The sequence below is a fragment of the Roseomonas sp. BN140053 genome, assembly GCF_047690175.1.
Lineage (GTDB): Bacteria > Pseudomonadota > Alphaproteobacteria > Acetobacterales > Acetobacteraceae > Roseomonas.
In genome coordinates this window covers 11,626-32,055 of sequence record NZ_JBLLEB010000043.1, presented here as the reverse complement: position 1 = coordinate 32,055, position 20,430 = coordinate 11,626, and the positions used below count along the sequence as shown (strand labels likewise).

At 75.2% G+C, this 20,430-nt stretch carries 16 protein-coding genes; 7 read left to right on the top strand and 9 right to left on the bottom strand.

Going from position 1 to position 20,430, the window contains the following annotated elements; all coding sequences use genetic code 11:
* Nucleotides 1-144: 144 nt before the first annotated feature.
* Nucleotides 145-1,050: a hypothetical protein gene (locus ACLIBK_RS22575; RefSeq protein WP_415389565.1), complete on the bottom strand. Its 906-nt coding sequence runs from the start codon at nucleotides 1,048-1,050 to the stop codon at nucleotides 145-147.
* Nucleotides 1,051-1,128: 78 nt separating this feature from the next.
* Nucleotides 1,129-2,853 (bottom strand): heparinase II/III family protein, encoded by a 1,725-nt coding sequence (locus ACLIBK_RS22570; protein ID WP_415389564.1) that lies wholly within the window; start codon nucleotides 2,851-2,853, stop codon nucleotides 1,129-1,131.
* A 103-nt stretch (nucleotides 2,854-2,956) separates the two neighbouring features.
* On the opposite strand from ACLIBK_RS22570, the gene ACLIBK_RS22565 reads away from it, so the two are divergent.
* Entirely contained in the window at nucleotides 2,957-5,863 is a 2,907-nt protein-coding gene (locus ACLIBK_RS22565; protein ID WP_415389563.1) for an SLBB domain-containing protein, read from the top strand.
* Nucleotides 5,864-6,226: 363 nt separating this feature from the next.
* On the opposite strand, the gene ACLIBK_RS22560 is transcribed toward ACLIBK_RS22565, so the two are convergent.
* The 4 genes from ACLIBK_RS22560 to ACLIBK_RS22545 all read right to left on the bottom strand — a co-directional run bounded on the left by ACLIBK_RS22560 (nucleotide 6,227) and on the right by ACLIBK_RS22545 (nucleotide 9,869).
* Nucleotides 6,227-6,442 (bottom strand): DUF4170 domain-containing protein, encoded by a 216-nt coding sequence (locus ACLIBK_RS22560; protein WP_415389562.1) that lies wholly within the window; start codon nucleotides 6,440-6,442, stop codon nucleotides 6,227-6,229.
* Between the two features lie 301 nt (nucleotides 6,443-6,743).
* Nucleotides 6,744-7,823, bottom strand: coding sequence for an NAD(P)/FAD-dependent oxidoreductase (locus ACLIBK_RS22555; protein WP_415389561.1), 1,080 nt, complete (start codon nucleotides 7,821-7,823; stop codon nucleotides 6,744-6,746).
* A complete protein-coding gene (locus ACLIBK_RS22550) occupies nucleotides 7,820-8,518 on the bottom strand; it encodes a methyltransferase domain-containing protein (protein WP_415389560.1) in 699 nt (232 codons plus the stop codon). The genes ACLIBK_RS22555 and ACLIBK_RS22550 overlap by 4 nt, the downstream gene beginning before the upstream one ends.
* Nucleotides 8,519-8,816: 298 nt before the next feature.
* Nucleotides 8,817-9,869: a type III polyketide synthase gene (locus tag ACLIBK_RS22545; protein ID WP_415389559.1), complete on the bottom strand. Its 1,053-nt coding sequence runs from the start codon at nucleotides 9,867-9,869 to the stop codon at nucleotides 8,817-8,819.
* A 104-nt stretch (nucleotides 9,870-9,973) separates the two neighbouring features.
* Here ACLIBK_RS22545 and ACLIBK_RS22540 point away from each other — a divergent pair, with 104 nt between their 5' ends.
* The 3 genes from ACLIBK_RS22540 to ACLIBK_RS22530 all read left to right on the top strand — a co-directional run bounded on the left by ACLIBK_RS22540 (nucleotide 9,974) and on the right by ACLIBK_RS22530 (nucleotide 13,934).
* Nucleotides 9,974-10,600, top strand: a complete 627-nt coding sequence (locus tag ACLIBK_RS22540) for a LysE family translocator (RefSeq protein ID WP_415389558.1) — start codon at nucleotides 9,974-9,976, stop codon at nucleotides 10,598-10,600.
* Between the two features lie 112 nt (nucleotides 10,601-10,712).
* Entirely contained in the window at nucleotides 10,713-12,020 is a 1,308-nt protein-coding gene (locus ACLIBK_RS22535) for a putative DNA modification/repair radical SAM protein (RefSeq protein WP_415389557.1), read from the top strand.
* Nucleotides 12,021-12,131: 111 nt separating this feature from the next.
* Nucleotides 12,132-13,934 (top strand): UdgX family uracil-DNA binding protein, encoded by a 1,803-nt coding sequence (locus ACLIBK_RS22530; protein WP_415389556.1) that lies wholly within the window; start codon nucleotides 12,132-12,134, stop codon nucleotides 13,932-13,934.
* On the opposite strand, the gene ACLIBK_RS22525 is transcribed toward ACLIBK_RS22530, so the two are convergent.
* The 3 genes from ACLIBK_RS22525 to ACLIBK_RS22515 all read right to left on the bottom strand — a co-directional run bounded on the left by ACLIBK_RS22525 (nucleotide 13,879) and on the right by ACLIBK_RS22515 (nucleotide 17,449).
* Nucleotides 13,879-15,162 carry a tetratricopeptide repeat protein gene (locus ACLIBK_RS22525; RefSeq protein ID WP_415389555.1) on the bottom strand — a complete coding sequence of 428 codons (1,284 nt, stop codon included), beginning with the start codon at nucleotides 15,160-15,162 and terminating at the stop codon, nucleotides 13,879-13,881. The two genes, ACLIBK_RS22530 and ACLIBK_RS22525, sit on opposite strands and share 56 nt — an antisense overlap.
* 269 nt (nucleotides 15,163-15,431) lie before the next feature.
* A complete protein-coding gene (locus ACLIBK_RS22520; protein WP_415389554.1) occupies nucleotides 15,432-16,232 on the bottom strand; it encodes an OmpA family protein in 801 nt (266 codons plus the stop codon).
* Nucleotides 16,229-17,449 carry a cupin domain-containing protein gene (locus ACLIBK_RS22515; RefSeq protein WP_415389553.1) on the bottom strand — a complete coding sequence of 407 codons (1,221 nt, stop codon included), beginning with the start codon at nucleotides 17,447-17,449 and terminating at the stop codon, nucleotides 16,229-16,231. The genes ACLIBK_RS22520 and ACLIBK_RS22515 overlap by 4 nt, the downstream gene beginning before the upstream one ends.
* 171 nt (nucleotides 17,450-17,620) lie before the next feature.
* On the opposite strand from ACLIBK_RS22515, the gene ACLIBK_RS22510 reads away from it, so the two are divergent.
* The 3 genes from ACLIBK_RS22510 (at nucleotide 17,621) to ACLIBK_RS22500 (ending at nucleotide 20,387) form a co-directional block, all read left to right on the top strand.
* On the top strand, nucleotides 17,621-18,640 hold the full coding sequence (locus tag ACLIBK_RS22510) for a Bug family tripartite tricarboxylate transporter substrate binding protein (RefSeq protein ID WP_415389552.1): 1,020 nt from the start codon (nucleotides 17,621-17,623) through the stop codon (nucleotides 18,638-18,640).
* A gap of 281 nt (nucleotides 18,641-18,921) precedes the next feature.
* A complete protein-coding gene (locus ACLIBK_RS22505; protein WP_415389551.1) occupies nucleotides 18,922-19,716 on the top strand; it encodes an ABC transporter substrate-binding protein in 795 nt (264 codons plus the stop codon).
* Nucleotides 19,713-20,387, top strand: a complete 675-nt coding sequence (locus tag ACLIBK_RS22500) for an amino acid ABC transporter permease (RefSeq protein ID WP_415389550.1) — start codon at nucleotides 19,713-19,715, stop codon at nucleotides 20,385-20,387. Before ACLIBK_RS22505 ends, ACLIBK_RS22500 begins: the two co-directional genes overlap by 4 nt.
* Nucleotides 20,388-20,430 lie beyond the last annotated feature (43 nt).

Genomic DNA, 20,430 nt, shown 5'->3' with positions numbered 1-20,430 from the left:
GCCGAGGGCAGTCATCCGGGACGACGTGTGACATCCCGCCCCCGCCGGAGGCACTCAACGCGGGGTCCGGGGAGTTCGTAACTCCCCGGCGGAGGTCCAGGAGGCAGAGCCTCCTGGCCACGGCCAGGGCACCCAGGCGCAACCTCACCGCTCCGGCCCTTGCAGCACTGCCGCGAACTCCGGCGCGCCGCCGATGGCGCGGGGCCGGGCGCGGACGGGGACGCCGCGCAGCAGCACCAGGCAGGCCGCGGCCAGCAGGGTGCAGGCCGGCGCCAGCAGCAGCAGCAGCCCCAGCAGCAGCGACCGGTTGGGCAGGGAGGGCGACAGTTCCACGCTGGGCGCCGACACCAGCCGCGCCGCCACCGCCGCGTCGGACAGCACCGCCAGCGCCGCCCGCTGGTGCTGCGCCAGCAGCTCGTAGAGCGGGGTGCGCAGGTACACGTCGTGTTCCCGCGCCAGCCGGCTCTCGAACAGCGCCGTGCGCTTGGCCGCCAGCTCCGCGAGGTCGCCGCGCACCTTGCCCTCGGCAAAGGCGTGCAGCCGCGCCAGCGCGTCCAGCGCCACGGCGCGGTCGGGGTGCGGCAGGTCCAGCGACACTGTCACCGCGGCCAGCGACTGCGTCACCGACAGGTTGCGCTCCAGCCAGCGCTGCAGGTCGTCCGAGTCGCTGGTCACCCGCAGCCCCAGCGCCTCGCGCAGCCAGCCGCCCAGCCCGGCCTGCCGCTGCGCCGTTAGCCAGGCGGGCAGGGCGGTGTCGCGCGCCAGCATGGCCACCGCCTCGGGCGAGCGCAGGGAGGCGAGGTACACCGCGAAATTGCCGCCCGGCCGGTTGTCCAGCAGCCCGCCCGCCTGCTGCAGCACCGCGTTGGCCTGGATCAGGGTGGAGGCGGCGAGGCCCGTGGTCTCGGCCGGGGCCACCACCGCGCTGGCGACGTATTGCCGCGGCCAGGACAGCACCACTGCGCTGCCCAACCCCAGCACCAGCAGGCTGACCAGTGCCAGCCGCCAGCGCCACCACCAGAGCGCGCGCAGCAACACCTCCAGCGGCATGATTCGCGCGAACCCCCGAGTGGACCATTGCAGCATTGCGTGCCGCCCCGCGTGGTGCAACCGCGGGCCGCAGAAACCTCAGGGCAGCTCGATCGTGGTGACCAGCCGGGTGGCCGGGCGCGCCACGCGGGCACAGAGCACCGGCACTTCCCGCAACTCGCCGTAGCGCGGCGCTTCCTGCCCCAGCGCCAGGCTCAGTTCCACCGGCGCGTCGGCGGCCACGCTCACCCGCCCCAGCGCCGACGCCACGCCGCTGCCCGTGCTGCGCCATTCCGCCGGCGGCAGGCGCCAGCGCAGGGCCGCGCTGCGGAACGGCCCGGACAGCGTGTCCGTCACGATCCAGCAGCGGCCCTCGCCGCTCAGGCTCCGGGCGTGGCGGTTGCCGCGCCGGTCGCGGCTCCAGGCACCCTCCGGCAGCAGCCCGGTGGCGGGCCAGCGGGCGCGCAGGAAACGTCCGGCGCGCGGCATCGGCTCGCGATCGTCGAACACCACCGCGTCGTGCCCGCCGGCATCCTCCAGCGCGGCGGCGGCGGCGCGCTGCGCCGGGGCGGGGTTGTAGGACAGGGTGCCGCCGTCGCGCAGCAGGTTCACCGCCCCGTCCCACAGGTCCAGGTGCAGCAGGTCCGACTGCCCGGGCCGGAAGCGCAGCGGCCCGGTGCGCAGCACCGCCCGCGCCCCGTCGCGCGCCCAGCCGCGGCTGCCGGCGGCGCACCAGCGCGCTTCGCCCGCCGCCACGGCGCCCGGCACCGGCAGGTCCAGCCAGGCGCAGCCGGGATCGCCGCGGTGCTCGGCGGAGGCCCCCAGGAACAGCCGCGCCGCGCGTTCCAGGCTGCCGCGGGCATCCGCCGCCCCGCCCAGGGACAGGTCGGCGAAGCGCGAACCGTCGGCGTGGCCCAGCCGCGGCAGGGCGCCGGTGGCGGGGTCGTGCAGCCGCAGCAGCCAGCGCGTCGCGGCCGCCGCGCGCGCCGGCAGCGGCGCCGGAAAGGGCGGGGCGCCGTGGAAGCGCCGCAGCCATTCCGCCACCGCCAGCACGTCCAGCAGCAGCCGGTGGTAGCCGGTGGACACCGGGGCGAAGCCGCCCGCCGGTTCCACCAGCCGCGCCACCGCCGCCGCCAGCGCCGCGGCGTGCGGCGCCGGGTCCTCGCCCAGCAGCAGGGCACAGGCGAAGGCGCCGGCGGGCTCGCTGATGGCGTGGTTGTTGTCCTGCGCCGCGGCATAGGCGCGCGTCGCGGCGATGCGCCGGGCATGCGCCCGCAGCAGCGCGCGCAGCCCGGCCGGCACCGCCCCGCCGCCGGCCAGCGCGTGCCCGAGGCCGAGATGCAGCGCCCGCAGCGCCGCTTCCTGCCCGCAGGCCCAGTTCGGCCCGCGAAACGGCGGGTTGGAGGCGCACCATGCGCCGAGTCGCGCTTCCGCCTGGGCGCCGTGGCCGCCGCCGGGGTCCAGCCGCTGCGCCATCGCCAGGAGCGGGATCTCCGCCAGCCGATTCGCTTCCCACACCGGCCGCACGTCGCCCGGCGCGAACAGGTCCAGCGCCAGCGCGTGCGCTGCCGGGTCGAAGCGGCCATGCGTCGGCGGCGGCAGCGCCGCGACCGCGTGCAGCACCGCCGTCCCGTCCACCGCCGGTGGCGGCAGGGCGGATTCCGGCAGGAAGGGTGCCACGGCCGGGCGCCCGTCCGGCAGCGCCCGTTGTGGCCGCCCCAGCGCCACCCGCATGCGGTGCAGCAGCAGCAGGGTCACGGGACGCGCGCCCAGCCGCCACGCGGCATCGGCGAGAAGCAATGGTCGCGACGCATGGATCGGCATCGCCGCGCATGATAGGTCAACAGAGTGCAAAGAAATACGCGGGGATAGTTCCACGCGCGGTTGCACCCGGGTGGGGGCCCGGAAGGCAGCGGGGAAACTCAGGATGGGTGATCGCGCCGCTTCGGGGTGTGGCGCCGCTGCGGCGAGAGCCGCGCGCGGCAGCCGGGAACGCGCCCTCGGGCGGGCGCCGGCGCGCCGCCGGGACGGGCATCCCTGGCGCCGCGCCCTGCGCCTGGCCGCGGCGCTGCTGCTGCTGCTGCCCGGCACCGCCTGGCCGCAGAACAGCTCGCCGATCCTGCTGCCGCCCCCGCTGCCCTCCGCCCTGGGTGGCACGCTGCCCGGCGGCGCGGCCCTGCCCGGCCAGGGACAGGGGGATGTGCTGCAGCGCATCCTGGACGCCGCCTCCGGCCGCGCGCCCACGGTGCTGGCCCCGACCCCACCGCCGCCGCCCGCGATCCCCGCCCTGCCGCTGCCGGGCGCCGCCCCCTGGCAGGCGCCGCTCCCCGCCCTGGCCTCCCCGGCCGTGGAGCCGCTTTCCAATACCGAGGCCTTCTTTGCCGCCCGCCTGCCGGAGCAGCAGCCGCCGCTGCGCCAGTTCGGCTACGACAGCTTCCGCGCCGCCCTGCCGGGCCTGTCGGCCGGCGCCCTGCCGGACAGCTACGTCCTCGGCCGCGACGACGAGGTGATCGTGGCGCTGCGCGGCCGCGCCCGGCAGTCCTACACCCTGCGCGTCGGCCGCGACGGCAACCTGCTGCTGCCCGACCTGCCGCCCTTCGCCGCCGCCGGCCGCACCCTGCGCGACCTGCGCGCCGACATCGAGAACCGCGTGGCGCGCGAGCTGGGCGGCTCCGAAGCCTTCGTGTCCGTCGGCCAGACCCGGCAGATCGGCATCTTCGTGGCCGGCGAGGTGAACCGCCCCGGCCTGCAGGCGCTGCCCGCCCTGAGTTCCGTGCTGGACGCGCTGGGCGCCGCCGGCGGCATCCGCCGCACCGGCTCCCTGCGCGCGGTGCGGGTGGAAGGCGCGAACGGCGCCCGCACCGTGGACCTTTACGCCGCCATCGCCGGCACGCCCGGCACCCCCGACCTCAGCCTGAGGGAGGGCGAGCGCGTGGTGGTGCCCGCCCTGGGCGGCGTGGTGGCGGTGGCCGGCGACGTCACCCGCCCCGGCATCTTCGAGCTGCCCCCCGGCGTCGCCGCCGCCCCCCTGAACAGCGTGCTGCGCCTGGCCGGCGACCCGCTGCGCCCTTCCGGCAACCGCTTCCTGCTGCAGGGCACTGATGCCGGCGGCCGCCGCGCCTTCGCCGAGATCGCCCCCGGCGCCCCCCTGCGCCGCGGCGACGCGGTGCTGGTGCAGCCCGGGGCGGACGTGGCGGCCAACAGCCTGCGCCTGGCCGGCCACGTCGCGACGCCGGTGCTGCGCTCGGCCGGCGGCGGCCGCGGCCGCGGCGGCTTCGGTTTGCGCGCCCTGCTGGCCGACCCGCGGGTGATCCGCCCCGACCCGTATATCCGCCTGGGCGTGGTGTGGCGGGTGGAGGAAGCCACCCGGGTCCGCCGCTTCGTGGCCTTCGACCTCGGCCGCGTGCTGCTGGCGCAGGCCGACCTGCCGCTGCGCGAAGCCGACGAGGTGCTGATCCTGTCCCAGGCCGACGTGCTCTGGCTCGCCTCGCCCCCCGTGCAGCGCGCCCTGCGCGGCGAGGTGGCGCCCGCCGTGGCGCTGCCCGTCACCGTGTCCGCCGGCTCCGCCCAGCGCCCCGGCGGCCCCGCGGGGGCGGCCAGCACCCTGGGCGTCACCGCCGGCGTGCCGGCCGCGGTGCCCGCCGCCATCGACTGCCCGGCGCTGCAATCCCTGGCCGTGGCCGCCCGCGGCAGCCCGCTGCGCTACGCCCATGCCCGCGGCGCCGGCTTTCCCGACCTGGGCGACCCGCCCTGTCCGCAGGTCTTCCTGGACTACCCGACGCTGCTGCCCTTCCTGCTCGACCAGTCCGTGCTGCTGAGCGGCGAGGTCGGGCTGCCCGGCCTGTATCCCATCCTGGACGACACCGGCCTGGACCAGGTGCTGGCCGCCGCCGGCAACGCCGGCGAAACCGCCGACCTGTCGGCGGTGGAATTCGCCCGCGAGCCGCTGGAACAGGCCGGCGCCATCCCGCTGACCCGGCTGACGCTGGACCTGCGCTCGCGCAACTTCGCCGCCGTGCGCCTGTCGCCGCGCGACGCCATCCGCATCCCGCGCGGCTTCGGCGACCGCGACATCGGCCCCGTGACCCTGATGGGCGAGTTCCTGCGCCCCGGCACCTACGACATCCGCCGCGGCGAGAAGCTGAGCGAGCTGATCGCCCGCGCCGGCGGCCTGACCCCGCAGGCCTATCCCTACGGCGCCGTGTTCACCCGCGAGAGCGTGCGCCAGCGCCAGCAGGACGGCTTCGCCCGCACCGCGCGGGAGCTGGAAACCAGCCTGATCCAGGTGGCCTCCGGCCAGGCGGTGGCGGGGTCCCGCGCCTCGGGCGACCTGGGCGGCGCCATCGCCGCCGGGCGCGAGCTGGCCTCCGCCCTGCGCGACGCCCGCGCCGCCGGCCGCATGGCGGTGGAGGCCAACCCCGTGGTGCTGGCCGCCCGCCCCGAACTCGACGTGCTGCTGGAACCCGGCGACCTCGTGGCCGTGCCCAAGCGCCCCAACGAGGTCACCGTGGTGGGCGCCGTGCTCAACCCCGGCTCCCTGCAATTCGCCACCGGCCAGCGCGCCGCCGACTACGTCCGCGCCGCCGGCGGCCCCCAGCGCTTCGCCGATGGCGGCCGCGCCTTCGTGGTGCTGCCCAACGGCCAATCCGTCCCCGCCGGGCTGGGCGCCTGGCAGGCCGGCGGCCCGCCCGTGCCCCCCGGCTCCCTGGTGGTGGTTCCCCAGGACCCCAGCCCCTACGAAACCTGGGGATTCATCCGCGACCTCACCCAGGTCCTCGGCCAGGTCAGCGTTTCCGCCGCCGCCCTGTCCGTGATCTCCCGCCAGGCGCGCTGACCCTTCCCGGGGCCGACTCACTGGGCCGGGGAGGTGGCTTCGGTCCGGGTGGTGTCGGTTGGGGCTGTGCTGTTCGGGCGTTGGCCAGGGGCGCTGCCCTTGGACCCCGCCGGGGAGTTATGAACTCCCCGGACCCCACGTTGAGTGCCTCCGGCGGGGGCGGGTTGGCCCACGTCGTCCCAGTAGACCGCCCTGTCCCAACCCGCCCCCGCCGGAGGCACTCATGAGGTCGAGGAGCCTAAGCTCCTCGCGGGGGCTCCAAGGGGGCAGAGCCCCCTTGGCCGCGGCTGAACACCCCAGGACCAACCGACACCACCCGGACCGAAACCACCCCACCCGATTCGCGAACCGGCGCCGGGGGGATCAGTCCGCGGTGCCGCCGGGGCGGTCGACGCTCAGCACGAAGAGGCGGTGCATGGCGATGTCGATGTTGCGGCGCGCCTTCTCGTTCCACACGCGCTCGGCGGTGCGGGCGTCGTGGAAGGGGCCGTGGCATTCTTCCGTGCCCGGCTCCAGTTCCCGCCACTGCGGATCGGTGAAGACACCGCCCCAGACGAAGAACAGCTTGCGGTTCGCCACGTGGCACCTCCGGTCCTGTGCTGCGCCGCAAAATAGGCTCTCGCGCTCAGCCATCCAACCGCACGGCCGATCACCGGACCGGGGGGCGGCTGATTTGCGCGCAGTCCGGCTCAGCAACTGCGCGAGATGTGGCAGAAAACGCCGAATCTGCCACTCCCGGCATGCGGCTTGACCGAGAAGCCCTTGCTATATTAGGATTATTTTCTGGTAAGTGCCTTGCCGAGGCGGGCGGAGCAAGGAAGTAAGATCGTAAGGAAGTAAGGCGAACTCCCGCCCGAACCTTCCCCCTTGCCGGTGCGGCTCAGGCCAGGCCCGGCAGCCGGGTACGCGCGGCAGCCAGGCGCGCCGCACCGGGCAGCGCCCGCGCGGCCAGGGCCAGCGCGTCCGGCGTGGTGTCCAGCAGCCACGCCAGCATCCCCGCCCAGCGCATCGGCCGGTCCAGCCGGCGGTTCAGCGCCACGTGAAACGCCGCCGCGCTCTGCCCGGCCAGGATCGCCGCCGCCGCCGCCACCCCGCCGAGCAGCGCCATGGCCACGCCCTCGCCCGCCAGGGAGGGCACCACGGCGAACTGGTCGCCGACGCGGAACAGGCCGGGTTCCGCCGCTGCCCCGTCTCGGTGCCGGAAACCGTAGGGCACCCCCGCCACCGCCAGCGGCCGTTTCAGCAGCGGCACGGCCCCGCGCAGCAGCACCGTCCCCTGGGCCGAGCCCGCCGCCACCCGCGCCAGCAGCGCCACTGGGTTGCGCGCTTCCGGCCCGGCCTTGCGCAGCGCGGCGCAGAGGTTGGCGCCGCCTCCGGCCCGCGGCTGCAGCCCGGCATAGCCGCCGGCGAAGGGCAGCAGCACCACCCGCCCGTCCAGCGGCGCCAACAGTTGCAGCGGCAGCTTCAAGCCCACGGCGCCGCCCCGCACCGGGCGGGAATGGCCGCGCAACTCGTGCTTGCCGGTGGCCAGCACCAGGGCTGGCGCGCGCAGCACCGCGCCGTCCCCCAGCCGCGCCGTCCAGCCGTCGCCTTCCCGCGCCGCACCCGCCACCATGCGGCCGCGCAGCACCCGCGCCCCGGCCGTTGCGGCGGCGGCCAGCAGCGCCTCGTCCAGCGTGGCGCGCGGCAGGCTCCAAGCCGCGAAGGGCAGGGGCCAGGCCGTATCCTGTCGCCCCGCCGCCAGCCGGGCGCCATGGATCGGCACTGCCCCAAGTTCCGGCAGCGGCCGCCCCAGCCCGCGCAGCAGCGCCGCGGCGTCCGGCCCCAGGAACTCGCCGCAGACCTTTTCCCGCGGCCCGGCTTCCCGCTCCACCAGCGTCACCGCCGCGCCGCCGCGCGCCAGGGCGATCGCCGCCGCCGCCCCGGCCGGGCCGCCGCCGATCACGATCGCCGCCGTCACCCCGCCCCGCCGCCCGACACGATCCAGCGGAAGGGAAAAGCCCAGCGCAGTTCCGCCCCCACCCCGGCGCGGCGGATCAACCCTTCCCAGTCCGCGCGGGAAAAGCCGCGGGCGATGGACACGGTGCTGTCGTGCACCACCATCGGGTCCATCCGCAGCAGCCGCACCCCCGCCCACACTGTGGCCCAGGGGATGGGATGGCGGTGCAGGTCACTGATCAGCCAGCCCTGCCGCGCGCGGCCGTCCATCCAACGCAGGAAGCGCACCAGCGATTCGTCGTCCAGGTGATGGGTGAACAGGGCGCAGATGGCCGCGTCGAAGCGCTCCGCCGGGTCCAGCGCGAAAAGGTCGGCGGTGATCCAGCGCACGGGCAGGCCGGGGTGGCGTGCGCGAGCATGCGCCGCCGCGTGCGGCGAGCGGTCCAGCGCCGCCAGTTCCAGCGCCACTCCGCGCCGCGCGCCCCAGGCCGCGACGCGGGCCAGCATGTCGCCGCCGCCCGCGCCCACGTCCAGCACGCTCAGCCGCCGTGCCCCCGTCCGCCGTGCCAGCGCGTCCAGCCAGCGCAGCGTCGGCCGGTAGGCCAGGCTCATGCGGTTGATCCGCTCCAGGTCCCGCAGGGCGGCGGAAAAGGCGGCGAAGTCCTGCGCCGCGTCGTCCATGATCTCCGGGGCGGTGGAGCGTTGGCGCAGGCTCATGCGGCTGGCCGGTGGCTCGGGAGGGGGAGAAGGAATTCTCCCCCTCCCGAACCCTCCCCCTCATCTTTTTCCGGGGGGCTGCCGCGGTCGGGGCTGAAACCTCGGGCGCGCCGGAGGGCTTGGCCCTCCGGCGACCGTGGCCGCCCGCCTGCGCCACCCTGAAATCCGATTTCTCCCGTGCGGCGCAGCGTTCCGCGTGTCGGCAGCCCCGCGGCAGCCTCCCGAAGAGAGACGAGGGAGGGTATCGGGAGGGAGAATTCCTTCTCCCTCCCGGGCCACCCGGCACCACCGCCCGCCATCACACCGTCGCGAAGCGCATGGTTTCGGCCGACAGGCCGGGGCCAAAGGCCAGGGCCACGCCCTGCCGGCCGGCGATCCGCTCGGCCAGCATGTCGCGCAGCACGAACATCACCGTGGGCGAAGACATGTTGCCGTGCGCCTGCAGCACGGCCCGCGAATGCGCCAGCGCGCCCTGCGGCGGACGGCAGGCTTCCTCCACCGCGTCCAGCACGGAACGCCCGCCGGGATGCACCGCCCAGAGCGCGAAATCCTCCGGCGCCTCGCCGCCGAGAATGTCGTTCAGGCGCGGCGGCAGGGCGCGGGTCAGGCTCTTCGGGACCTCGCCCGACAGCACCATGTCGAAGCCGTCATCGCCCACCCGCCAGGCAATCTGCTCCTGCGCCTCGGGCAGCAGGGCGCAGCGAAAGGCGTCCAGTCGCATCCCCGAGGGCTCGGCGCTCACCAGCGCGGCCGCGCAGCCGTCGCCGAACAAGAGGAAGCAGAGCAGCTGCTCCACCTCCGGCCGTTCCTGCAGGTGCAGGGTGCAGAGCTCCAGGTTCACCACCAGGGCGCGGGCCTCGGGGTCGGCGCGCACGGCGTCGCGCGCCGCCCGCAGCGCCACGATGGCGGCCTGGCAGCCCATGAAGCCGATATTCGTGCGCGCCACCGTCTCGGGGAGCCCGAGATGGGCGCAGATCGCGTGGTCCAGCCCCGGCGCCACCAGCCCGGTGCAGGAGGTGACGAAGAGATGCGTGATCCCCTCCAGCTGCCCCAGCGCCGCCAGCGCCCGGAAAGCCAGGGCGGGGGCTTCCGCTTCCCAGCGGCGCATCCGGGCGCGGGTGGAAGGGAAGCGGCCCGGTTCGTAGAAGCCCTCCGCATCCACCCGGCCCGGGCGGCCGTCCGGGCGCAGCACGCTCCAGCGTTGGGCGATCCCGGCGCGGTCGGCCATGCGGGCGAAGACGCGCCGCTCGCGGCCCTCCGGGATCATGTGCTCGGCGAAGGCCCGGAAGGTGCCGTGGACCTCGTGGGCCGGGGTGGCCGTGCCGACGCGGTTGAGGAAGACCTGATTCATCCCCCACCAGGGTAGGCGCGCGGGCGGGGATTGCGAGGGGCCTGGACGCGGCAGGGCGCCGGATGGCTGCATGCGCGGCCCCACGATCGCGAGATAACCCCCGCATGTCCGTCCAGCTCTGGCTCGCCTTCACCGCCGCCTCGGCGCTGCTGGTGCTGATCCCCGGCCCCACCGTGCTGCTGGTGGTGTCCTACGCGCTGGGGCAGGGCTGGCGCGCCGCGCTGCCGACGGCGATCGGGGTGGCGCTGGGCGATTTCACCGCGATGACCGTGTCGGTGCTGGGGCTGGGCGCATTGCTGGCTACCTCGGCCGGGCTCTTCGCGGCGCTGAAATGGGCGGGGGCGGCCTACCTGGTCTGGCTGGGCATGCGGCTCTGGCGCGCCGGCGGCACGCCCGATGCCCGGCCATGCAGCGACGCGGCCCCGGCGGCGCGGATGCTCGGGCATGCCTGGCTGGTCACGGCGCTGAACCCCAAGGGCATCACCTTCTTCGTGGCCTTCCTGCCGCAGTTCCTGGACCCGGAGGCGGGCTTCGCCGGGCAGGTGGCGATCCTGGAAGCGACCTTCCTGGTGCTCGCCTTCGGCAATGCGCTGGGCTACGCGGCCGTGGCCTCTCGGGCGCGGGCGGCGGTGCGCAACCCCGGGGTGATTGCCCTGTTCAACCGTCTCGGCGGCGGGTTGCTGGTGGCCGCGGGCCTGGGCACGGCGACGCGCGAAGCCCTGCACGGCTGAACCCTTCCGCACGCCCGGCCGGCGGCGGAAACCCAGGAAAACCCGGCCCTTCGCGGCGGTTCCGGGCGCTGCCAGCCTTGCCGGAATTGTTCAGAACACAATATGAACATCCATGCCGGATCGTGCCCTGGACCTTCGCCGCAAGCTGGAAATCCTGGCCGATGCGGCGAAATACGACGCCTCCTGTTCCTCCTCGGGAACCGAGAAGCGCGACAGCCGCGATGGCGGGTTGGGCAGCACGGAAGGCATGGGCATCTGCCACGCCTATGCCCCGGACGGGCGCTGCATCTCGCTGCTCAAGGTGCTGCTGACCAACGCCTGCGTCTTCGACTGCGCCTACTGCATCAACCGCGCGACCTCCAACGTGCAGCGCGCCCGCTTCACGGTGAAGGAGCTGGTGGAGCTGACGCTGGACTTCTACCGGCGCAACTACATCGAGGGCCTGTTCCTTTCCTCCGGCATCATCCGCTCCCCCGACTACACCATGGAGCAGATCCTGCGCGTGGCCCGCACGCTGCGGGAGGAGCACGGCTTCAAGGGCTACATCCACCTCAAGACCATTCCCGACGCCGACCCGCTGCTGATCGCCCAGGCCGGCGCCTTCGCCGACCGCCTCAGCATCAACGTGGAACTGCCGCGGGCCGAAAGCCTCGCCGCCCTGGCGCCGGAAAAGGACAACCGCGCCATCCGCCGTGCCATGGCGACGCTGCGCACGCATATCGACGAAGCCAAGGAAGCCAAGGCGGAGCACGCCGCCGGCCGCACCCGCGCCGCGCCGCCGCGCTTCGCTCCGGCCGGGCAGTCCACCCAGATGATCGTGGGCGCCGATGCATCCAGCGACGCCCAGATCTTGGACAGTTCCGCCAACCTTTACGGCTCCTACCGGCTCAAGCGGGTCTACTATTCCGCCTATTCCCCCATCCCCGACGCCCCCGCCGTGCTGCCGCCGGCCGCACCGCCGCTGATCCGCGAGCACCGGCTGTACCAGGCCGACTGGCTGATGCGCTTCTACGGCTTCAACGCGCCGGAGATCGTGGAGGGCGGCACCGGCATGCTCGACTTGGACGTGGACCCCAAGCTGGCCTGGGCGCTGCGCCACCGCGAGCGCTTTCCCGTGGACGTCAACCGCGCCGACCGCGAGAGCCTGCTGCGCGTGCCCGGCCTGGGCGCCAAGACGGTGGAGCGCATCCTCAGCGCCCGCCGCCACCGCGCCATCCGCCTGGAGGACCTGGCGCGGCTGCGCGTGTCGCTGCGCAAGGTGGCACCCTTCTTGGTGGCCGCCGACCACCGCGCCGCCCCCGGCCTGCTGGACCGCGCCGACCTGCGCGCCCTGCTGACCCCCGAGGGCGGGCTGGCCGGGCAGCTGCCCGCCCTGCCGTACAAGCCGGTGCAGCTGTCGCTGTTCGGCGCCGCCGCTTGAGCCCTGTTACTCCGCATGCCTGACGGCGCCCCGCGGGACCTCTTCGCGCTGCCCACCGTTCCCGGCGGGACCCGGCCGCTCGTGCCGTCTGCGCTTCCCGGAACGCCGCCGATGGACGCCCTGCCGCCGGGTGCCGGGCGCGCCCCGGCCATGTTCGGCGTTTCCCTGGCGCTGCCGGACGACTTCGCCGGCTGGCGCGCCGCCGCCCGGGCGCTGGTGACCGCCGGCATCGCGCCCGAGCAGGTCGCCTGGGACAGCCCGGCCGACCCGGCGCCGATGTTCACCGGCCCACCCCCGCCGGCGCCGCCGGCCGAGGCCCCGCCGCCCCGCGTGCCCCGCGCCTTTCCGGAACTGGCGGAGGTGGTGATCCGCCACCGCGACCCCGCGCGCTTCACCCTGCTGCACCGGCTGCTGCACCGCCTCCAGGCCGAGCGCAGCCTGCTGGACGTCGCCACCGACCCCGACGTGTCGCGGGCGGACAGCATGGCCCGCGCGGTGCGCCGCGACGCCCACAAGATGCACGCCTTCGTGCGCTTCCGCGAAGTGCCGAACGCCCTGCCGGGCACGGACGAACCGACCCGCTACGTCAGCTGGTTCGAGCCGGAGCACCACATCCTGCGCGCCGAGGCCGGTTTCTTCGCCCGCCGCTTCGCCCAGCTGCGCTGGTCCATCCTGACCCCCGCCGCCAGCGCCCACTGGGACGGCGGGAGCGTTTCCTTCGGCCCTGGCGGCCGCCGCGCCGACGCCCCGCCGGAGGACGCGGCGGAGGAGCTGTGGCGCGCCTATTTTGCCGCCATCTTCAACCCGGCCCGGCTGAAAACCGACGCGATGCGCGCCGAGATGCCGATGAAGTACTGGAAGAACCTGCCCGAGGCGCGCGACATCCCCCGGCTGATCGCCGAAGCCCCCGCCCGCGTCGCCGCCATGGTGGAGCGCGGCGCCACCCCGCCGGCCGCCCGCCGCCAGCGCGCCCTGCCGCAGCCGGCCGCGGCGGAGTTCACTCCGCCCCGGCCCGCCCTGGCGCCGCTGGCCGCGCGCGACTTCACGGAAGCCGAGCTGTTCCCGGCCGAAGCCGCGGCGCCCGCGATGACAGCACCTGGCGCCACGGAGGCCCGTAGCACCGCATCGGCAGCGTCCGGCGCCGCGGGAACCCGCAGCACGCCGCCCGCTGCCCCAGCATCACCCGGACCCGCGGCGCCGGCCGGCGACGAAGCCCGTCCGGCCGCATCCGCGCCGCTGCACCGGATCGCCGCTTCCGGCGTTGCTGTTCCTGCCATGTCCCAGACCGCCACACCGCCCGACGATGCCCGCGCTGCCCTGGACGCGCTGAAGCGCGAACTCTTCGGCCGCAACGACCTGCCGCCCTGGACCGCCAACAGCACTCAGGGGGTGTTCGGCGAGGGCCCGGTCGGCGCCACGCTGATGTTCGTGGGGGAACAGCCCGGCGACGAGGAGGACCTGCAGGGCCGCCCCTTCGTCGGCCCCGCCGGGCGGCTGTTCAACCGCGCCCTGGACGACGCCGGCATCAGCCGCGACGAGGCCTACGTCACCAATGCGGTGAAGCACTTCAAGTTCACGCCCACCGGCAAGCGCCGGCTGCACCAGTCGCCCGATGCCGGCGACATCACCTATTACCAGCCCTTCCTGAAGCGGGAGATCGCGTTGGTCGCGCCGCGGCTGCTGGTGTCGCTGGGCGCCACGGCGCTGCGCGCCGTCACCGGCCGCGCCATGCCGGTGACCAAGGTGCGCGGCTCGCTGCTGCGCGGCACGGACGGACGGCCGTTCTTTCCGACCGTCCACCCATCCTACCTGCTGCGCATCCCCGACGCGTCCGCCAAGTCGGCGGAATACGACCGCTTCATCGACGACCTTTCGAAGGCGGCCGCGACCGCTCGCTCGCTGCCTGCTTCTTGAGCTTGCGGCGGTCGGGCTTGGCCTCCGCCGCAGTTGCCGGGGCGGGCTTCCTGGCGGTCGAGGGTGCCTTCGCCGATGCGGCGGCCGAGGGCGTCCGGGCCACCGGTGCCTGAGCCACGGGTGCCCGCGCTGCGGGTGCCTGGGCCTGCGCGACCGCGGCCGTTGGCGCCTGAGCCTGGGCCGTCGGGGCGGGGGCGGCCTCCAGCCGGGCCAGGGCGGCGTCCAGGCGCTTGCGATGCGCCTCCACCCCGTTGCTCAGCCGCACCGCTTCCCGCGCCGCCGCCGCAGCAGCGGCCGGGTCCGAGCGCAGGGTGAGCCCGGCCAGGACGTGGTGATTCTCGGCATCCCCCGGCGCCGCGGCCACCGCGCGCCGGGCGGCCGACACGGCCTCCTCGGGGCGGCCCATCCGGTCGAGCACGATGGCCAGCCGGCGCAGCAGCACGGGATCTTCCGGCCGCAGCTCCAGCGCCCGGGTGATCGACACCAGCGCCTCGTCCAGCCGGTTCAGGGCCAGCAGGTGGCCGACGCGGTCGTTCAGCGGCCAGGGTGAGGCAGGCTCCAGGCGGATCACCTCGTCCAGCGCGGCCACCGCCCCGGCCGGATCGCGCCGCGCGCCCCGGACCTTGGCGAGCAGGTTCCACAGCCCGGCCTGCTCGGGCTGCCCGTCCAGGGCGTCGCGCAGCAGGCGCTCGGCTTCCGCCCGCGCCGCATCGGCGGCGTCCGGCTCCGCCGCCGCCAGCAGGGTGGCGAGGTGGAGGTGCAGGTCGGGCTCCTCGGGGCGGAGCTCCACCGCGCGGCGGGCGGCCGCCAGCGCGTCCTCCCCGCGGCCCAGCCGTGACAGCGTGATGCTGAGGCGGCGGTGCAGCCCGGCATCCTCGGGGCGCAGCGCCACGGCCTGCGACAGGACCTCCGCCGATTCCGCCACGCGGTTGGCCGCCAGCAGGTGCCCCGCCAGCCCGGCCAGCAGCCCGGGGTCTTCCGGCCGTAGGCGAACTGCCTCGCGCGCCGCGTCCACCGCCTCGGACCAGGCGTGGCGGCGGGCCAGGGCATGGCCGAGGGTGTTCCAGGCGCCGAACAGGTCCGGCCGCAGCGCCAGCGCGGCGCGCGCCGCCTGCTCGGCCGTGGCGGCATCGCCGGGGTTGTTGCGGCGGAGCTGCGTCGCGGCGAGGTCGGCCAGCGCGGCCGCGTCGCCGGGGCGGGCGTCGAGCACCGTGTCCATCTCAGTCATGCTCGTCTCCATCTCAGTTCGCAGGTCTGCCAGGCACGGCATGTCCGTTTCCCGCAGTCGGCCCCGCCGCTTGGTCTGCCCCTGGGCGGCCGCGCGAGGCCCTGCAAACGCCGCCGTCCGGTGGACGGCGCACGATCCCTCGGAGGGTGGTCTAGTGCAGACTGGCGGCCGCGCGCAAATCCCGGGGCCGGCGGCGGCCCTGCGGGTCCCCTGCGGCGCGGCCGGCCGGCGGATCGCCGCCGGGGGAATGGGGCTCGCGCGGCGGGCGGTCAGGGCGGCGGCGCGGCCGGCCCTTCCGCCGGTGCGGCGGGGGCAGCCGCGGGCGGTGGCACCGGGGCGGGCGCCGCCGGGGGCAGTGTCGGTGCGGCTGCCGGCGGTGCGGCAGCCGGCGGTTCCGCAACTGGCGGTGCGGCAGTCGGTGGTGCCGCGGCTGGCGGTGCCGCGGCCGGGGGCGTGGCGGGCACCGCCCGCGGTGCGGCCGGAGAGGGTGGCGCTGCGGCCGGCGCGGCGGGGGAGGCCGCGGGTGGCGAGGCCGGGGCCGGTGCGGCCGGCGCCGTGCCGGCCGGGGGTGCGGCGGGGCGTGCCGCGGCCGCCGGCGACCGCACCGGGCCGCGTTCCGGCACCGGGACGCTGGCGGGCAGGATCACGATGCTGACGCTGCGCGCCTCCGTGTTGCCGGTGCGGCGGCTGAACCCCGCCACCCGCGCCTCGGCCCGCAGCCGCGCCTCGGGCACCTGGAAGCGGCTCCGCAGCGCCTGCGACACCGCCCGCGCCCGCTCGGCCGCGAGGCGCACGGAACTGGCCTGCCCGCCCTCGCGCTGGGCATGGCCGAGCACGCACACGTTGCGGTCCGGCTCCGCGCCGATCCGCTCGCCGGCAGCGGCCAGGGCGGAACGGGCGGCGTCGGTGACCTGGGCGCTGCCGGCGCGGAAGGGCACGGCGAAGACGTCGTCCTCCAGCTCCTCGGCGCCGATGCAGTTGAAGGGGCGGGGCTGCGCCGCCGCGGGCCGCGCGACCAGCAGCGCGGCCGCCAGGGCGAGCAGGACGGGCCCGGAAGAACGGTGCCTCATGCCGCGGCCAGCAGCCCGGCTTCCGCCAGGCGCCGCAGCAGGGCGGCGGCATCCACCGCCGGATGTGCCGTTTGCAGCACCGCCGCGTCCACGTCGCGGCGGTTGAGCACCCAGCCCGCCGCCTCCGCCTCGATGGGCGAGAGCGGCAGCGTGCCCGAGCCGGTGCGCAGCACCCATTCCGCGCCGCGCCGCACCGGCCGGGCGCCGGGCGCCACCACCCGGAAGCCGCCCTCCTCGGCGGCGGGGGCAGCCTCCTCCGGCGCGGCGAGGCCGCGGGCCGCCAGCACGTCGATGGTGGGGCGCGGGTAGCGGTGGTTGGCCACCAGCCGCGCCAGCACCTCCAGCACCTTGGGGTCGCGGCAATAGTCGGACAGCTTGCTGCCCAGCGTCGCGGCGCGGGAGGTGAGGGCGAACTGCGCCGCCGGCGTGCCGTCCTGCCGCGGCAGGGGCTGGCGGAAGGCGGGGTCCTGCACCGCGCGTTCCAGCAGCACGTTCAGGAAATCCATCCCCAGCGGCGCGTTGGCGCCGTAGGTGACGTGCACGGACGCGTCGGCCTCGGCCAGCGCGTCGTGGTACCAGCCGCGCGGCAGGTAGAGCAGGTCGCCGGTGCGCAGCGTGATCTGTTCGCGCAGGGTCCCGCGCGCCCGGTCGTGATGCGCCTGGCCGAGGTTGCGGAAGGCGGGATGCGCGATCGGCCATTCCGCCCGGCCGGACCAGATGTTCCAGGTCTTCTCGCCCTCCACCTGCAGGGCCCAGACGTCGTGCGTGTCGAAGTGCACGGGAAACGCCTTGTGGGAGCGGAAGGAGACGTAGATGTTGGCCTGCACCTTGCCCAGCCCGGCATCCTCCAGCGCGCCCGACACGCTGCTGAGCCCCGGCGTCAGGCTGTCCACGTCGTTCATCGCGATGCTGGCGCCGCGGGCGATCCAGTCGCGCAGCTTGTGCGCCTCGGGCTGCAGCACCTGGGTGCCGTCGCGGCCCACCGCGCGGGTGCAGTAGGCCTCGCCGGGGATCGGCTCGCCGTCCATCAGCAGCCGCAGCGAATGGGCGGACCAGATATGGGTCATGTCCAGCAGCCGGTTGATCCCGCGCCAGCCCAGCACGGCGGCGAACTTCGCCGCACCCCCGCGCACGTGCAGCGGCTGCTTGTCGTGGAACTCGGCGAAGAAGCGCTCGGGCGTCACCGGCGCGAGCAGGTCGGACAGGGTCATGGCCATGGCGGGACGCAGGGTAGCCGAGCCCTCGGCGGGCGTCAGCCTACGGCGCGGGGGCGGCGGGCCGGGCCGGTGCGGTTTGCCCGCCGCCGTGGCGCGGGGGCCGCGGAATCCGTGGCGCGCGGCGGCACGGCGGGCGAAGCTGCCCCGCAGAACGGGAGAAACGACCACACCATGCCGAACCGACGCGCCCTGCTGTCCGCCGCCGCCTGCCTGCCCGCCCTGTTGCCGCCCGCCCTGCCGCTGTTCCGGCCGGCCCTGGCGCAGACCAGCGGCGCGGCCGCGGCCGGCACCTGGCCCGAGCGGCCCGTGCGGGTGATCGTGCCGTTTCCGCCGGCCGGTTCCACCGACGTGCTGACCCGCATCCTGTGCGAGCGGCTGGGCAACCGGCTGGGCCAGCCCTTCGTGCTGGAGAACCGGCCGGGTGCGGGCGGCAACATCGGCATGGACGCGCTGGCCAAGGCGGCACCGGACGGCCACACGGCGGCGATGGCGACGGTGGGGCAGTTCTCCATCAACCAGTTCCTTTACGCCCGCATGAGCTGGGAGGTGGACCGCGACATCCAGCCGGTGGCGCTGAGCTACGACCTGCCCAACGTCGCCGTGGTGCCGACCGAGCACGTCCCCGCCCGTACGCTGGCCGAGTTCATCGCCTGGGCGAAGGCGCGGCCCGGCGGCATCTCCTTCGGCTCGCCGGGCGTCGGCACCTCGCCGCACCTGTCGGGCGAGCTGTTCCGCAGCCGCCTGGGCATCGAGGCGACGCACGTGCCGTTCCGCGGCGCGGCGCAGACGATCCCCGCGATGCTGTCGGGCGACGTGCACTTCGCGCTGGACAACCTGCCCTCCTACGCGCCGGTGATCGCCGAAGGGCGGATGCGGGCGCTGGCCGTCACCTCCGAGGTGCGCTGGCCCACCATGCCTGATGTGCCCACCATGGCGGAGGCGGGGGTGCCGGACTTCGTGGTCACCTCCTGGGCCGCCTTCGTGATGCCGCGGGGCGTGCCGCGCGCGGTGGTGGACCGCTTCAACGCCGCCCTGCGCGAGATCGCGGCGGAGGACGCGCCCCGCGCCCGCTTCCTGCAGGCCGGGGCGCGGCTGCTGTGGTCCACGCCGGAGGACGCCGTGGCGCGCGGCCGGGCCGAGCGGCCGATGTGGCAGGAAGCGGTGCGCATCAGCGGCGCCCGGGCGGAATAGCGTCGGCAGATCCCCGCGCTCCGAAGCAGCGAGCCGGGGGAAGGTATTCCTCCGGTGCCCCCATCTATTTTCGGGAGTTTCCGGGGGCGCAAGTGGCCGATGGCGCCCCCGGAAACTCCCGAAAAAAGGAGGGGGCGGGGGAGTTCACTCCCCCGGCCATTCCCGCCTTCCCCGTCAGGACAGCCGCCCGGCAGCATGCGGCCGGGGCGGCGGGCGCCCGCTTGACAGCCCCGCGGACCTCGCCCGAGTTTCCGCCCCGTCGAACAAGGGGAAATGCCGGGATGCGAGCGATCGGGCGGCGAACAGTTCTGGGAACGGCGGCCGCCGCGGCGCTCGCCGCGCCGCTGCGGGCGCAAACCGTGCTGCAGCTCGGCTCCTACCCGTCCAACCCGCCCTTCGAGATCAAGGACGAGCGCGGCCAGTTCGACGGGTTGGAGATCGAGCTGGTGCGGCTGGTGGCGGGGAAGCTGGGCATGACCGTGCAGATCACCGACCTGGGCTTCCAGGCGCTGTTCGCCGCCACCGCCTCGCGCCGCATCGACCTCGCCGTGTCCTCCATCACCGTGACGCCCGACCGGCTGCGCAACCAGGACTTCACCCAGCCCTACATGGACACCGACTTGGCGCTGATCGCCGGGCCGACCTCCACGCTGAAGGGCATGGACGACCTGCGCGGCAAGGTGCTGGGCGCCATCGCCAGCTCCACCGGCGAGATCTGGATCAAGGCCAACGCCGACCGCCTGGGCCTCGCTACGCCCAAGAGCTACGACACCGCCACCGCGATGTTTCTCGACGTCAGCAACGGGCGCGTCGACGGCGGTGTGAACGACAAGGCCGGCTCGCTCTACGCCTTTCGCACCATGCGCGGCATGCGCGTGCTGGCCACCATCCCCTCCGGCAACCAGATCGCCATCATGCTGCCCAAGGGATCGCCGCTGACGGCGCGGATCAACGACGCCATCACCGAGCTCAAGCGGGACGGCACCGTGGCCCGCCTGTACGAGAAGTGGTTCGGCGAGCCGCCGGCGCCCGGCTCCTCCACCGTCACCCCCTTGCCGCTGCCGCGCGCCGGGTGAGCTTCACCGAAACCTTCCTCAACGCGGAGGTCTTCCTCCGCGTCCTGCCGCTGCTGCTGACGGGCCTGGCGATGACGGTGCAGCTCGCCGTCGTGGCGATCCTGCTCGGCGTGCCCATGGGGCTGACGGTGGCGATGCTGCGCCTGTACGGGCCGCGGCCGGTGCGCTGGCTGGCGGTGGGCTACGTGGACCTGTTCCGCGCCCTGCCGATGCTGGTGCTGCTGATCCTCAGCTACTACGCGCTGCCCTTCGTGGGCATCCGCCTGTCCTCCTTTGCCGCCGCGGCCGGCTCGCTCTGCGTCGTGATGTCGGCCTTCTCGGCCGAGGTGTTCCGCGCCGGCATCGAATCCGTCCCCCAGGGCCAGGTCGAGGCCGCCCGCGCCCTGGGCCTGCACTTCCGCGCCACCATGCGCCACGTCGTGCTGCCGCAGGCCATGCGCGTGGTGATCCCGCCGCTGACCAGCAACTGCGTCGGCATCTTCAAGGAAACCTCGCTGGCCTCCGTGGTGGCGCTGCCGGAACTGGTGAAGCAGGGCAACGATGCCCAGGCCCTGACCGCCAACCCCACGCCGCTGATCGGCGTCGCCGCCATCTACCTCGTGGTGCTCTGGCCCCTGGTGCGCCTGGTGGCCCGCCTGGAAGCCCGCAACGCCCGGGCACGCGCCCGCTGAACCACGCGCGCGACCGGCCGCATCCGTGCGCCGCGCTGGGCGC

Excerpts from the sequence above, each read along its gene's own strand:
- ACLIBK_RS22510 (WP_415389552.1), top strand. The coding sequence starts at position 17,621 with ATGCCGAACCGACGCGCCCTGCTGTCCGCCGCCGCCTGCCTGCCCGCC.
- ACLIBK_RS22540 (WP_415389558.1), top strand. The coding sequence starts at position 9,974 with ATGTCCGTCCAGCTCTGGCTCGCCTTCACCGCCGCCTCGGCGCTGCTG.
- ACLIBK_RS22565 (WP_415389563.1), top strand. The coding sequence starts at position 2,957 with ATGGGTGATCGCGCCGCTTCGGGGTGTGGCGCCGCTGCGGCGAGAGCC.
- ACLIBK_RS22550 (WP_415389560.1), bottom strand. The coding sequence starts at position 8,518 with ATGAGCCTGCGCCAACGCTCCACCGCCCCGGAGATCATGGACGACGCG.
- ACLIBK_RS22570 (WP_415389564.1), bottom strand. The coding sequence starts at position 2,853 with ATGCCGATCCATGCGTCGCGACCATTGCTTCTCGCCGATGCCGCGTGG.
- ACLIBK_RS22545 (WP_415389559.1), bottom strand. The coding sequence starts at position 9,869 with ATGAATCAGGTCTTCCTCAACCGCGTCGGCACGGCCACCCCGGCCCAC.
- ACLIBK_RS22535 (WP_415389557.1), top strand. The coding sequence starts at position 10,713 with ATGCCGGATCGTGCCCTGGACCTTCGCCGCAAGCTGGAAATCCTGGCC.
- ACLIBK_RS22525 (WP_415389555.1), bottom strand. The coding sequence starts at position 15,162 with ATGACTGAGATGGACACGGTGCTCGACGCCCGCCCCGGCGACGCGGCC.
- ACLIBK_RS22520 (WP_415389554.1), bottom strand. The coding sequence starts at position 16,232 with ATGAGGCACCGTTCTTCCGGGCCCGTCCTGCTCGCCCTGGCGGCCGCG.
- ACLIBK_RS22575 (WP_415389565.1), bottom strand. The coding sequence starts at position 1,050 with ATGCCGCTGGAGGTGTTGCTGCGCGCGCTCTGGTGGTGGCGCTGGCGG.
- ACLIBK_RS22515 (WP_415389553.1), bottom strand. The coding sequence starts at position 17,449 with ATGGCCATGACCCTGTCCGACCTGCTCGCGCCGGTGACGCCCGAGCGC.
- ACLIBK_RS22530 (WP_415389556.1), top strand. The coding sequence starts at position 12,132 with ATGGACGCCCTGCCGCCGGGTGCCGGGCGCGCCCCGGCCATGTTCGGC.
- ACLIBK_RS22505 (WP_415389551.1), top strand. The coding sequence starts at position 18,922 with ATGCGAGCGATCGGGCGGCGAACAGTTCTGGGAACGGCGGCCGCCGCG.